The sequence below is a fragment of the Kitasatospora sp. Ki12 genome, from assembly GCF_054601375.1.
Window position 1 is genome coordinate 1,472,442 of the sequence record NZ_BAAIHT010000001.1, and the last position, 13,231, is coordinate 1,485,672.

The window sequence follows — 13,231 nt, forward strand, 5'->3', positions numbered from 1 at the left end:
GCTACTCGGGCCGCGCTACTCGGGCCGCGCTACTCGGGCCGCCCGAGCAGCCCGGTCAGGTGCTCCGGCGTGTCCACCGGGCAGACCTTGTGCACGAAGTCCCGCCGCAGCCCGTGGTACGGCTCGCCCGCCCGGTAGAAGTTGGCGTGCATCCGCCGCAGTTCCTCGGCCCGGTACTCGGCCAGCGGCTTCGCCTCCTCGTCGGCGGCGCGACGGCGCTTCTTGTCCACCAGCCGCCCGGTGAGCTCCGGTGAGGCGGCGATCCGGGCCGCCTCCCGGGCCACCCAGCGGCGGAACCCAGCCGCGTCCCCGCCGGCCGTACGGTCCACCAGGCCGATCCGGCGGGCGTGTTCGGCCCCGACCGGCAGCGCCTCGGTGGTGAGCCGCTCGGCCTGCGCGGCGCCGACCCGGTTCGGCAGGGTGTACGTCCAGTACTCGGAGCCGTACAGGCCCATCAGGCGGTAGTGCGGGTTGAGCACCGCCGAGTCGCGGCACCACACCTCGTCCGCGGCGAGCGCCGCCATCAGACCGCCGGCCGCCGCGTTCCCGGCGAGGGCCGCGACGGTCACCTTGTCCGTCGTGGTCAGGACGGCCTCGACGAAGTCGTCCATCGCGTTGATGTTCTCCCAGGACTCCAGCGCCGGGAACACCGCGCCCTCGATGACGTTGAGCTGGATCCCGTTGGAGTAGAAGTCCCGGGGCGCGCCGAGCACCAGCACCGAGGTGGGCCGGTCGGCCGCCTCCCGGTAGGCGGCGAGCAGCCGGCGGCACTGCTCGGTGCTCACCGCCCCTCCGGGGTGGGCGAATTCGAGGAAGCCGACCTCGCCCTCCTCGCGGTAGCGCAGCTCCGACCAGGTGTCGCGGCGGGCGGCCGCCACCGGGCTCACCCGCACCTCGCGGACCCGGTGCAGCTCGTCCGCGAGCACCGTCGCGGCCGGCAGCTTGAAGGTGGCCGGCCCGCCCGGGGTTCGGCGCGCGCGCAGCTGCGGGATCCACACCGCGCCGTCCGTGGTGGCCCGGCAGATCGCGCCGTCCCGGGTGGCCAGGACGGCGCCGGGCACCGGGCCGCGCAGCTCGTCCTCGGGGTGGCCGCCGTGCAGGAAGTACTCCCGCCCGTACAGCTCGTCCAGCACGCCGGGCTGGGAGTCGGCGGCGCGCAGCTTGCGCAGCACCGTGGCGGTGTCGTCCTGCTCCCAGTCGATCCGGCGGGTCGCCTGGCGCAGGAGGGGCCGCAGCTCGCCGTGCACGTCCGGCCGGGCGTAGTCCAGCGGTTCGGGGGTGAACAGCCCGCCCTCGTACCGCTGGACGGCCAGCAGGACGGCCTCCACGGCGGCGTCGGCGACCTCGCCCCGGTACAGCTCGCTCTTGCCGCAGACCGGGACGGGGAACTCGACGGACGCCCAGATGTCGCCGGCGTCCATCTCCTCCACGGCCTGCAGCACGGTGACGCCCCAGCGTTCCGCGCCCTCGGTGATCGCCCAGTCGAGCGAGGAGGGGCCGCGGTCGCCGGTGGGCCCCGGGTGCACGATCAGGACGGTCCGGGTGGACCAGATGTCCTGCGGGACGGCCTTGGTCAGCATCGGGCAGATGACCAGCTCGGGATCGGTGCGGGCCACCCCCTCCCGCATCCGCTCCTCGTCGAGGGCGAGTTGGACGGCGACCTGGTGGCCGCGCTCGCGCAGCTCGGTGTGGACGCGCTGGGTCAGGCTGTTGAACGCACTGGCGATCAGGAGAATGCGCAAGGGGGGCCTCCGGCAGACAGGGGTCGCGCGGAGGCGATGAAACCAGGGCATGGACACGTAATGATTACGTTCCGTACCTCGGCGCTCTACCCTCACGTACCCCGCACACCTGTGGTCCCGGCGTGGCCCGCGCTTCGCGGTATCTCCCCAGTACCTTCCCCGAGTTGGACTGGCGCGGGCCCCGCCGAGGGGTGCCGCCCCCGTCGCACCGGCCCTACCGCGGGAAGGCTCGCCGGGCCCGCCAGGTGGTGTGCTCGCGGGAGACCGCGTCCTCCGCCTCGGCGGCCAGCCGGGCCCAGCGGGCCTCGGCGTCCGGCGCCCTGACGTCCAGGTCGGAGAGCTGGTTGCCGACGTTCTCCAGCTCGCGTGCGGCCAGCTGGTAGGCGGCGGCCAGCGGGCGGAGCTGCTTGAGCTGCGTCCAGGCGATGATCGCCGCCGCCGCGGCCGAGCTGACCCCGAAGACGTGCACCTGCAGCGCGCCGGTGGCCTGGGCGACGGCGGCCGCCGCGCCCAGGATGATCAGCACCGCGATGCCGAGCCCCCAGGAGACCGCCTGCGACTCGCAGGCATCGGCCCGGGAGCGGTACCAGGTGCGCTGGCCCTCGACCCGGGTGCGCAGGTAGAAGGTGCGCCTGGCGGTCAGGTTCTCGGCGCGCAGCCGGCGCATCTCCGGGGTGATCTCGGCGACGGTGTCGGGCGGCACGATCTCCGGGTCCTCGAAGGCCCGCAGCACGTCCTCCAGCTGCAGCAGGTAGCCGCGGTCCACGTCCGCGGACTCGGCCGGACCGTCGAACGGGCGGGCCCGGACGGTGTACTTCCAGGCCAGCGTCTTGACCGACTCGGCCGCCGCCCGGGCCTCGTACCAGCGGCCCTGCGGGTTGCTGCGGCGCAGCCGGGACCAGAAGTAGCCGGCCACCAGGAAGGCGGCCACCGAGAACAGCGGCCAGACGTCGAAGTCGCCCTTGTCGTCCGGGCCGGGGAACGACCCGATCAGCGCGGCGATCACCAGCATCGAGATCAGGCCGCGGTACCAGCGCAGCGTCTCGCGCTGGCCGTCCAGCGAGGCCTTGTCCGCCGTCCGGAACAGCTCCGGCAGCAGCTGCGCCTCGACTCCCCCGGGCGGATCCTGTTGCACCATCGGTCGAGTCCCCTCCCCCTTCTCCGTCCAGCCCAGTATTCCCACCGTCAACTGGCCTACACGGGCACCTTTTTGACACGCGCGGGACGTGCGGTGATTGCCCCGCCCATCCGCTAACCGATATAACCGGTTACATGCCGCTGCACTGGAAGCTCGTCATCGACTGCACCGACCCGCACCGCCAGGCCGCCTTCTGGGCCGCCGCCCTGGAGTACGCGGTGGAGGACCACGGCCCGCTGGTCACCCGGCTGCTCGCGGCCGGCGCGGTCGGCCCCGAGGCCACCACCGAGGTGGACGGCCACCCCGCCTGGCGCACCCTGGCCGCCGTCCGCCACCCCGAGGACCCCTTCGACCCCGCCTCGGACACCGGCCTCGGCCGCCGCATCCTCTTCCAGGCCGTCCCCGAGACCAAGCAGGTCAAGAACCGCCTGCACCTGGACGTCCACCCCGGCCCGGACGGGCGCGCGGCCACCGTCACCCGCCTCGAAGCCCTCGGCGCCACCGTGCTGCGGGACGTCGCGGAGCCCGGCGGCGCGTGGACGGTCATGCGGGACCCCGAGGGCAACGAGTTCTGCGTCCACTGACCCGCGCGCCCGGCCTGCCCCGGAACCGGCCGGGCCCGGGCCGGGAACCGTCCCGGACCGGTCCCGGACACGACGAGGCCCCGCACCCGGGCGGGGTGCGGGGCCTCGCGGCGTACGGTGTCGGGCCCGTACGGCGGCGGAAGGTACGGCGTCAGAGCAGGCCGAAGGCCGGCATCAGGTAGTAGAAGGCGAACACCGCCGCCACCGCGTACAGCGGGACCGGCACGCTCCGGCCGCGGCCGGCGGCCAGGCGCAGCACGCAGAAGGCGATGAAGCCGAAGCCGATGCCGTTGGTGATGCTGTAGGTGAACGGCATCAGCACGATGGTCAGGAAGGCCGGGATCGCGATCGTGTAGTCGGCCCAGTCGATCTCCTTGATCGAGTTGGCCAGGATCAGGAAGCCGACGGTGACCAGGGCCGGGGTGGCGGCCTGGGCGGGGACCATGGTGGCGAGCGGGGTCAGGAAGAGCGCCACCACGAAGAGCAGGCCGGTGACGATCGAGGCGAACCCGGTCCGGGCGCCCTCGCCGACGCCGGCGGTGGACTCGACGAAGCAGGTGTTGGCGGAGGAGGAGGTGGCGCCGCCGGCCGCGGTGGCGATGCCGTCGACCATCAGGATCCGGTTGATGCCGGGCAGGTCGCCCTTCTCGTCCAGCAGGTGGGCCTCGTCGGCCACACCGAGGATGGTGCCCATCGCGTCGAAGAAGCACGACATCAGCACGGTGAAGACGAACAGCAGGCCGGTCAGCACGCCGACCTTCTCGAAGCCGCCGAACAGGCTGACCTTGCCGACCAGCCCGAAGTCCGGCGCGGCGACCGGGTTGCCCGGCCAGGTCGGCACGGTGAGGCCCCACTTGAGCGCCGGGACGTCGGCCACCTTGTCGATCACCAGGGCGAGGCCGGTGGAGACCGCGATGCTGATCAGGATCGCGCCGGGCACCTTGCGGATCACCAGGATCAGGGTGAGCAGCAGGCCGACGACGAAGACCAGCACCGGGAAGCCGAGCAGGTGCCCGTTGCCGCCGAGCTGCAGCGGGACGGTGGTGTGCGCGGCGTCCGGGATGCGGCTGACGAAGCCGGAGTCGACCAGGCCGACCAGGCTGATGAACAGGCCGATACCGATCGCGATGGCCTTGCGCAGGCCGAGCGGGACGGCGTTCATGACCCGCTCGCGCAGACCGGTGGCCACCAGCAGCATGATCGCGAAGCCCGCCAGCACGACCATGCCCATGGCGTCCGGCCAGGTCATCTTGGGGGCGAGCTGGAGCGCCACGATGGTGTTGACGCCGAGACCGGCGGCCAGGCCGATCGGGACGTTGCCGATGACGCCCATCAGCAGGGTGGTGAGACCCGCGGTGAGGGCGGTGGCGGTGACCAGCTGGGCGCTGTCCAGGTGGGCCCCGGTCATGTCCGTGGCGCTCGCCAGGATGATCGGGTTCAGCACCAGGATGTACGCCATGGTGAAGAAGGTGGCGACACCGCCGCGGATCTCGCGGGGCAGCGTGGAGCCGCGCTCGCTGATCCGGAAGTAGCGGTCGACCGCGCTGGTGGGGGGCTTCGGCGCGGTGTCGGCGGGTTCGGGCGACTCGGTCGCCGGCTGGACCACAGGCATGCGTGCGTCCTCTGTGGGGGGAGCTGAGGTGGGGGAGCTGACACCCGGGGCGACGGTGGCCGGGCTCAGATCTTTAAGTATGGTTTCCCCGCCGCACCCACGCTATCTTCGCGCGTAGACACCGGCCGGGCCGCGCACAGGCCCCTCGTGCGGCCCCGCACAGTCCCCGCGCAGTCCCCGGGCAGGCCCGCGGTGGTCCCGCGCACGGCCGCCACGACGGCGCCCGGCCCCCGCCGCACCGTACGCTAGGCCCCATGCCCAAGACGCCGCTGCACCCCTCGCCCCCTCCGCTGGAGGCCAATGACGTCGCCATCGTCGGCGGCGGCACGGTGGTGTGGTTCGTCGGCTTCCTGGCCCTGCTCCCCTTCCAGGGCACGCTCTCCGACCACGGCCACGGCAGCTGGCCGTGGATCTGCCTCTCCGGCGGCCTGCTCGGCCTGATCGGCCTCTGGTACTGCCGCGCCCGGCGGGACGCGATCGCCCGCAGCCGCGCCGCGGAGGCGGCCGCGCGGGTGGCCGACGGCGACGGCCAGGACCCGGCCACCCAGTCGGACTGAATAGGCCTTTAGTAGCACGCATCGGACATAAGGCACCCGTAGAGTCGGTGCCATGACGCAGCCTGCCCAGCCAGCTGACGAGCAGCCGACCGACCGGGACCGTCCGGACGGAGCCCACCCGCTCGGGCTGCTGCCCGGGCGGCGCGGCGGCCTGACCGCCGCCGAGGTGGCCGAGCGGGTCGCGAAGGGGCAGGTCAACGACGTCCCGGTGCGGTCCAGCCGCTCCACCAGGGAGATCGTCCGGGCCAACGTCTTCACCCGCTTCAACGCGATCATCGGCGTGATGTTCGGGATCATCCTGATCGTCGGACCGATCCAGGACGGCCTGTTCGGCCTGGTCATCGTCGCCAACACGGCGATCGGCATCATCCAGGAACTGCGCGCCAAGAAGACCCTGGACAGCCTGGCCCTGATCGGCGAGGTCCGCCCGCAGGTCCGCCGGGACGGCGCCGTCCGGCAGATCGGCGTCCCCGAGATCGTCCTCGACGACACCGTGCTGCTCGGCATCGGCGACAAGGTGATCGTGGACGGCGAGGTCACCGAGGCCGACGGCCTGGAGATCGACGAGTCCCTGCTCACCGGCGAGCCCGACCCCGTCCTCAAGCAGCCCGGCGACCCGGTGATGTCCGGCAGCTTCGTGGTGGCCGGCGCGGGCGCGTTCACCGCCACCAAAGTCGGCCGCGAGGCCTACGCGGCCCAGCTCGCCGAGGAGGCCAGCAAGTTCACCCTGGTCAAGTCGGAGCTGCGCAGCGGCATCGACAGCATCCTGCGGTTCATCACCTACCTGCTGATCCCCACCGCGATCGGCCTGATCATCAGCCAGCTGGCCGTCGAGGGCCGGGACTGGCGCGAGGCCGTGCGGCGGATGGTGGCCGGCATCGTCCCGATGGTCCCCGAGGGCCTGGTGCTGCTGACCTCGGTGGCCTTCGCGATCGGCGTGATCCGGCTCGGGCGCAAGCAGTGCCTGGTCCAGGAGCTCCCGGCGATCGAGGGCCTGGCCCGGGTGGACACCGTCTGCCTGGACAAGACCGGCACCCTCACCGAGGGCGGCATGGACGTGATCGACCTGCGGGTGATCTCGAACGGGGAGACCACCACCGTCGACAAGGACACCGTCAAGCACGCGCTCGCCGTGATGGCGGGCGCCGACGCCCGCCCCAACCCGTCCATGCAGGCCGTCATCGACGCGTACGGGCGCGGCGACGACGGCGCACCGGGCGGTGCGGCGGGCGGCGCAGCAGGCGGCGCACCGGGCGGTCCGACGGGCCGCGACGGCTGGCGGGTGATCGAGGCGATGCCCTTCTCCTCCGCCCGCAAGTGGAGCGGCGTGCAGCTGCTGGAGCCGCACGGCGGCGAGGCCAGCTGGCTGCTCGGTGCCCCCGACGTGCTGCTGCCCGCCGGGCACCCGGCGCTGGCCGAGGTGGACGAGCTGGGCGCGCGGGGCCTGCGGGTGCTGCTGCTGGGCCGCACGCCCGTCCCGCTGGACTCCCTCGACCCGGCGGCCGGCCTCACCCCGCTCGCGCTGGTGGTGCTGCAGCAGCGGCTGCGCGGCGACGCCGCCGAGACCCTGCGGTACTTCGAGGGGCAGCGGGTCCGGGCCAAGGTCATCTCCGGCGACGCGGCGGTCTCGGTCGGCGCGGTGGCCGGCCACCTGGGCCTGCCCGGCGCCGACCACCCACTGGACGCCCGCACCCTGCCCACCGACCCCGAGGAGCTCGCCGAGACCGCCGACCGGACCAGCGTCTTCGGCCGGGTCACCCCGCAGCAGAAGCGGCTGCTGGTCGGGGCGCTGCAGTCGCGCGGCCACACCGTGGCGATGACCGGCGACGGCGTCAACGACGTGCTGGCGCTCAAGGACGCCGACATCGGCGTGGCGATGGGCACCGGCTCCGACGCGACCAAGGCGGTCGCCCAGATCGTGCTGCTGAACGACTCCTTCGCCTCACTGCCGTCGGTGGTCGCCGAGGGCCGCCGGGTGATCGGCAACATCGAGCGGGTCGCGTCGCTGTTCCTGGTGAAGACGGTCTACTCGGTGCTCCTGGCGCTGCTGGTGATCTTCACCCATTCGCCGTACCCGTTCCTGCCCCGGCACTCCACCGTGCTGTCCACGCTGACCATCGGCGTGCCGGCCTTCTTCCTCGCGCTCGCCCCCAACAACGAGCGGGCCCGCACCGGCTTCGTGAAGCGGGTGCTGCGGCTGGCCGTCCCCGGCGGCGCGATCGCCGGGACGGGCACCTTCGTCGCCTACGCGCTCGCCCGCGCCGACCACGCGACCGAGCTCAAGGCCGACACCAGCGTGGCCACCCTGACGCTCTTCCTGATCGCCATCTGGGTCCTCGCCATCGTCGCCCGCCCGTACAGCTGGTGGCGCCTGCTGCTGATCGGCACCATGGGCGGCGCGTTCGCCCTGGTCCTGCTGGTCCCCCCGCTGTCCGACTTCTTCCAGCTCTCCCTGGTCGGCACCCGCGACCCGCTGATCGGCGTCGCCATCGCGGCGGTCTGCGGCATCGCCCTGGAGATCGCCTGGAGCTACCTGAAGCGCCGCGGGCTGGAGTAGGCCGCGGGTACCGTGGGTGTGACCACCGAGGGGGTGCCGTACGCATGGCTTACACGGACGGGCGATCCGGATCCGAGCGCGAGAACGGGCAGGTGGAGGCCTTCGCCGCCTTCCTGAGCGGCCTGCTGGCGGCCGGGCTGACGGTCCTGGCCCTGCTGGGCGCCGGCTGGCTGATGAACGCCGGCGAGCTGACCTCGCCCTCACGGCCCTGGTTCCCGACGGCCCTGAAGGCCCTGGTGGTGGCCGTCTGGCCGGCCACCACCGTCCTCGTCTACCTCCGGCTCAAGCGCCGCCGCGAACGGCCCTGAGGCTCAGCCCTCGAAGTCCCGGGCCGCCGACAGCTCGTACGCCCGGTCCGGCTCGCTGAGCGCGGCCAGCACCTCGAAGCGCCGGTGCCACTGCCCGACCGACCAGGCGAGCCCGGCCGCCAGGCCCTCCGGGGTGGCCGCGTGCAGCAGGCCGGGCACCGGCGGGACCTCGAACTCGTCGTCCTCGTCCCCGGCCTCGGCCAGGTCCGGGTCGTACGGCGGCTCCGGCGCGTCCGCCCCGGTGTCCCACCGCCAGTCCACCGCGGCCTCGCCGCCGTCCGGCCCGACGACCAGCAGCTCCTCGTGCTCCTCGTACGCGACCGGGCAGCCGGGCAGCAGCTCCCGCACCACGGCGGGGACCCGGTGCAGCACGCCCTCGGAGAGCACCCGGCCACCGGCCACCTCGCTGGCCAGCGAGACGTGCAGCCGCTCGGCGAGGTCGGCCGCTAGCGCCGGGGCGACCGGCAGCAGCGGGTACGGGTGCAGCAGCTGCACGAGGTCGGGGGCGTCGGCGACGACCGCCTCGGTGGCGTCCACCACCACGGTGTGGGCCGGCCGGCGCCCGGTGGCCGGGTCCAGCGGCGGCAGCGCCCGCACCACGTCCAGCGACTCGATCCGCTCCACCTCGACCCGGGCCAACGCGCTGTGCAGCCCGTGCAGTTGACGGTGCCCGAGCTCGACGGCCGGATCGGTCATCCGGTCCAGCACCTCGTCCGGCCCGTGCGGCTCGGCGAGCAGCGCGGCCAGCGTGGTGCGCACCCCGAGCGCGTGCAGGAACTGGTCGTCCAGGGTGGTGCGCGCCTCGTCGTAGAGGCCGCGCAGCAGCGGGTCCGCCCCGGCTGCGCGCAGCCCGGCGGGCTCGCGGCCGCCCAGCACCGGGTGGTCGCGCAGCCACCACGCGGTGTACGGCGGCAGGTCGGCGTACGAGCCGTCCGGCAGCAGGGTGCGCACCGGGTCGACCACGGCGTCCCGGTAGGGCGGGCGGGCCAGCGCGGCGAGCGCCTCGGGCCAGGCGTCGTCGTCCACCAGGTCGAGGTCGCGCACCGCCAGCAGTTCGGCGGCCACCGGCGGGACGCCGACCGCCTCGTCCGCCTGCAGGGCCTCCAGCGCGTCCTCGGCCCACTCGGCGAGCCCGTCCGGCGCCTCGTCCAGCAGGCCGGTGGGGTGGCCGCCGGCCGCCCGGTCCGCGGGGACGGTGGGGTCGAGCCGCTCCAGGTCGTCCGGGTCGAGCACCACGTCCTCGGCGCGCACCAGAACGAAGTCCGCCAGCACGCCGACGGCCGTGAGCACCTCCGGCCCCCAGCGCTCCAGCAGCTCGTCCTCCACCCAGCCGGCGTCCTCCTCGCGCGCGAGCGCGGCGAACGGGCTTCCGGGCAGCACGAGTTCGCCCGCGCGGGCCGGCTCGCCCTCGTCGTCGAGCAGTGCCAGCCGGGCCAGCCAGGGGTGCTCGCCCGGCTCCGTGCCGGCGGCCTTCACCAGGGCCAGGACGGCGTCGGCGAGTTCGAGCGCGGCGTCCAGGTCGTCCTCGGCCAGCGCGTAGGAGCGGGCCACGGCGGCCCGCACCTCGGGCGTGTCCAGCACCCCGGCCGGGGTGGCGGTGCCCGCGCCGAGCTTGGCCAGCAGCGGGTGCGCGGCCTCGGGGTGGGCCAGCCGCAGGTCGAGCGCGGCCAGCGCGCCGGCCAGCGACTCGGGGTAGCCCGGGAAGGCCGCCCAGTCGGCGTCCTCGGAGGGCAGCAGGACGCGCCGCGGCCCGGTCACCGTCCGGCCGTCCGCCAGCGGCACGGGCAGCGCGCCGAGCGCCTCCGGGTCGGCCCCGCCGAGCGCCGCGTACAGGTTGCGCCACCAGCCGGGCTCACGGTCCAGGCCGCCGAGCTGGTCCACCACGTCGGCCAGCGGCACCCGGCGCACGTTCAGCACCCGCAGCTCGGTGCGGCGCTCCAGACCGGCCGGCAGCAGCCCGGGGAAGATCGGCGCGAGCGCCTCCACCACCGAGCCGTCCGCGCCCTCCAGCAGCGTCGCGTCCCGGGGCCGCAGCGCGGGGGTGCCCTCCTCGACCGGCGCCGGGTGCGGCAGGAACGGCGTGCCCGGCAGCCGGGACAGCACCGCCGTGCGCAGCGCGTTGTCCAGCGCGCCCTGGCCGAGCGGCCCGGGCACCAGGCCGAGCGAGCCGAGGTCGGCGCCGCGGGCGCGCAGCAGGTCGGCGTAGCTGTCGGCGGCGCGCTCGGTGAGGAAGTCCGCCAGCGGGCCGGGCGCCACGTGCCGGCGGGTGGAGTCCAGCGGGTAGGAGGCGATCAGCAGCGCGGGCAGGCCGATCGGCTCGTCGCTGGGGGTCGGCGCGTGCACCACCGACGCGATGCCGGGCTGCTGCGGGGCGCCGTCCGCGCCGACCGGGACGGCCCAGGTCACCGTCCAGTACGGGCGGGCGCGCTCCTCGGTGGGCCGGTCGACGAGCAGCTCGGCGTCCAGCCGGCCGGAGGCGCCGGCGGTCTGCCAGACCGTCTGCCGCAGCCGCCCGCCCGCGTCGTCGGTCACGGTGACCTCGGTGACGCCGTCCGGGCGGGTCTCGGCGGCGGCCCGGGTGAGCGTCCTGGTGCCCTCCGGGGTCTCCACCACGACCTCGGCCAGGCCCGGCAGGGTGAGCAGCAACGCGTCGTCGATCGCGGCCAGCAGACGGCGGGTCAGGTCCTCGGCGGCGGCGTCCCGCATCGGCAGCACGACCACCGTGTCGTAGCCCTGGGGCGCCGGGCCCTCGGCCGCGAACGGCAGCCGCAGCAGCGGCACGTGGCCGTCCCGGCGGCGCAGCTCGTCGGCCAGCGCGGGCTGCGCCTCGGCGAGCGAGCGGGCCTCGCCGAGCGACCAGCGCACCCCGCCGCCGGCACCGAGCACCGCGGGCTCGTCGGTGACCGCGAGGACGGCGGCGAAACCGACCCCGAAGCGGCCCACGGCGGGCTGCTCACCGCGCTTGGAGGAGGCCCGCAGGGTGGACAGCGACTCGACGGCCGCCGCGTCCAGCGGGGCGCCGGTGTTGGCGGCGGCGAGCACGCCGTCGGCGAGGGTCAGCCGCAGCCGCCCGGGGCCGTGCCCGGCGCGGACCGCCGCGTCGGCCGCGTTCTGCGCCAGCTCGACCACCAGGCGGTCCCGGTAGCCGCCGAGCGCCAGCTCCTCCTCGGCGTTGGCGTCCTCGCGGAACCGGGCCGGCGAGGCGGCCCAGGCGTCCAGCACCCGCCGCCGCAGCGCGGCACTCCCGAAGGCGTCCGCGGGGTGCTCGTCCGTGCCGCTGCCGATGATCCGAGGTTCCACTGGACCTGCCACCTTCCGCCGCCCTGTACGTCGTAGGGCATTCTTCCCTGCCCCACCGACTGCTCCCGACCACGGCCCCCGCAGGCCGCCCCGCCGGGCCGCTGACGGGGCGCTGAGAGGCCGCTGACGGGCCGCCGAGGGAGCGCCGAGGGACCTGCCGAGGGGGGCGCTGACGGGCCGCCGGGGGCCACTGAGGGGCCCGGGAACGGCGTCGGCCCGCCGCACCGGGGTGGTGGGGCGGGCCGACGGCGGATCGCTCAGGAGTGGCCGAGCTCCTCGGCCGGGGCGTCGGGCTCGACGGAGCCGGAGGTGCGGTCCGGGTGGAGCTGCAGGGGCTCGACCACCAGCTCGTCCAGGATCAGCTCGGACGGCGCCGGCGGGGCCGGGATGACGGCCGCCTCGGAGTGCCCGCCGCAGCCGTACGCGAAGGAGACGATCTGGCCGTCGGCCGGGCCGAACTCGTTGCCGCACACGCCGAAGGCCTGCCCGAGCGAGCCGCCGATCGGGATCAGGAAGCCGCAGCTGTTGCACGAGGCGGGCGCGGCCTGCGCCATCGGGGTCTGCGAGCCGTGGGCCTTCTCCCAGCGGTCGGCCGCCAGGTGCAGGCCGAGCCGGGAGAGCACCCGGCTGCGGCCCAGGCCGAGCTCGGCGGCGACGGCGTCGATCCGGGCGCGGGCCGGGGCGGGCTGGACGTGCGGGTCGGTGACGACCAGGTCCTCGTCGTCCGCCAGGGCGATCGCGGAGTTCGGCGCGGGCTCGTCCTCGCCGGTCCAGCCCGGCTCCAGCCGCAGGTCGTCGGCGTCGGTCGGCAGCAGGTCGCCCGGGCCCATGTCGCCGGGACGCAGCCGCTCGCTCCACGGCACCCACTGGGGTGCCAGCACCGCGTCGGCGCCGGGCAGCAGCACGACCTCGTCCAGGGTGACGTTCTTGGCGCGCGGGGCGCGGGCGACGGTGACCGCCCAGTGCCAGCCGCGGTAGGCCGCGTCCAGACACTCGAAGGTATGGGTGACGACGCGGTCGGCGTCCGCCTGCACATCGAGGTGCGGACCGACGGCCTCCGCACCGACGGCCTCCTCGGCGGCCTGGCGGGCGAGTTCGACGGCCTCGGCACAGAGCCGGTCGGGGGTACGGCTTCGCATCGCAGCACTCACGGCGTCGATTCTCTCCCAGTTCTTCTGTCGCCCACGGCGTGTTGCCTGTTCCGTCGCGGCTCGGTAGTCCCTCGTCCATTCTGCGCGACCGGAGGCCCCCTCGGGTACCGGCCGCGCCGCTCGCACGGCCTGCCGACGCTCCGGCGCCCCGTCGGGCGGACCCTGGGCAGGCTACCCGCCGGTCGGTGCCCCGGCACAGTCCGGGGCGGACGCAAGCGTTCCGCGGCCGCGCCGAGCCGGGCACAATCCCGCGTCGGCGCGGCGAATCTGGGGCAGGATGGG

Annotated in this window: 9 protein-coding genes; 4 read left to right on the top strand and 5 right to left on the bottom strand. The window is 74.8% G+C overall.

Annotation, left to right across the window (positions count from 1 at the left end; genetic code table 11):
• Positions 1-29: 29 nt before the first annotated feature.
• A complete protein-coding gene (locus tag ACYP53_RS06265; RefSeq protein WP_459646848.1) occupies positions 30-1,742 on the bottom strand; it encodes an enoyl-CoA hydratase-related protein in 1,713 nt (570 codons plus the stop codon).
• A 214-nt stretch (positions 1,743-1,956) separates the two neighbouring features.
• Complete coding sequence (locus ACYP53_RS06270; RefSeq protein WP_189919944.1) at positions 1,957-2,880, bottom strand: DUF4231 domain-containing protein; 924 nt, start codon at positions 2,878-2,880, stop codon at positions 1,957-1,959.
• A gap of 134 nt (positions 2,881-3,014) precedes the next feature.
• Between ACYP53_RS06270 and ACYP53_RS06275 the strand changes: the two genes are divergently transcribed.
• Positions 3,015-3,464: a VOC family protein gene (locus tag ACYP53_RS06275; RefSeq protein WP_459646849.1), complete on the top strand. Its 450-nt coding sequence runs from the start codon at positions 3,015-3,017 to the stop codon at positions 3,462-3,464.
• 151 nt (positions 3,465-3,615) lie between these two features.
• On the opposite strand, the gene ACYP53_RS06280 is transcribed toward ACYP53_RS06275, so the two are convergent.
• On the bottom strand, positions 3,616-5,076 hold the full coding sequence (locus ACYP53_RS06280) for an NCS2 family permease (RefSeq protein WP_189919940.1): 1,461 nt from the start codon (positions 5,074-5,076) through the stop codon (positions 3,616-3,618).
• Positions 5,077-5,330: 254 nt separating this feature from the next.
• Between ACYP53_RS06280 and ACYP53_RS06285 the strand changes: the two genes are divergently transcribed.
• Genes ACYP53_RS06285 through ACYP53_RS06295 form a run of 3 tightly spaced genes read left to right on the top strand, consistent with a single transcriptional unit; the run spans position 5,331 to position 8,498 of the window.
• Entirely contained in the window at positions 5,331-5,633 is a 303-nt protein-coding gene (locus ACYP53_RS06285) for a DUF2530 domain-containing protein (protein WP_189919938.1), read from the top strand.
• A 52-nt stretch (positions 5,634-5,685) separates the two neighbouring features.
• The gene (locus ACYP53_RS06290; protein WP_459646850.1) at positions 5,686-8,190 is read left to right on the top strand and encodes an HAD-IC family P-type ATPase; all 2,505 of its coding nucleotides are present in this window, start codon (positions 5,686-5,688) and stop codon (positions 8,188-8,190) included.
• 44 nt (positions 8,191-8,234) lie between these two features.
• The gene (locus ACYP53_RS06295; RefSeq protein ID WP_189919935.1) at positions 8,235-8,498 is read left to right on the top strand and encodes a hypothetical protein; all 264 of its coding nucleotides are present in this window, start codon (positions 8,235-8,237) and stop codon (positions 8,496-8,498) included.
• 3 nt (positions 8,499-8,501) lie between these two features.
• On the opposite strand, the gene ACYP53_RS06300 is transcribed toward ACYP53_RS06295, so the two are convergent.
• A complete protein-coding gene (locus tag ACYP53_RS06300; RefSeq protein WP_459646851.1) occupies positions 8,502-11,798 on the bottom strand; it encodes a sacsin N-terminal ATP-binding-like domain-containing protein in 3,297 nt (1,098 codons plus the stop codon).
• Positions 11,799-12,055: 257 nt separating this feature from the next.
• Positions 12,056-12,937, bottom strand: a complete 882-nt coding sequence (locus ACYP53_RS06305; protein WP_189920121.1) for a DUF3027 domain-containing protein — start codon at positions 12,935-12,937, stop codon at positions 12,056-12,058.
• Positions 12,938-13,231: the final 294 nt, after the last annotated feature.

Coding starts and splice junctions, on each gene's coding strand:
- ACYP53_RS06270 (WP_189919944.1), bottom strand. CDS start 2,880: ATGGTGCAACAGGATCCGCCCGGGGGAGTCGAGGCGCAGCTGCTGCCG.
- ACYP53_RS06275 (WP_459646849.1), top strand. CDS start 3,015: ATGCCGCTGCACTGGAAGCTCGTCATCGACTGCACCGACCCGCACCGC.
- ACYP53_RS06280 (WP_189919940.1), bottom strand. CDS start 5,076: ATGCCTGTGGTCCAGCCGGCGACCGAGTCGCCCGAACCCGCCGACACC.
- ACYP53_RS06285 (WP_189919938.1), top strand. CDS start 5,331: ATGCCCAAGACGCCGCTGCACCCCTCGCCCCCTCCGCTGGAGGCCAAT.
- ACYP53_RS06290 (WP_459646850.1), top strand. CDS start 5,686: ATGACGCAGCCTGCCCAGCCAGCTGACGAGCAGCCGACCGACCGGGAC.
- ACYP53_RS06295 (WP_189919935.1), top strand. CDS start 8,235: ATGGCTTACACGGACGGGCGATCCGGATCCGAGCGCGAGAACGGGCAG.
- ACYP53_RS06305 (WP_189920121.1), bottom strand. CDS start 12,937: ATGCGAAGCCGTACCCCCGACCGGCTCTGTGCCGAGGCCGTCGAACTC.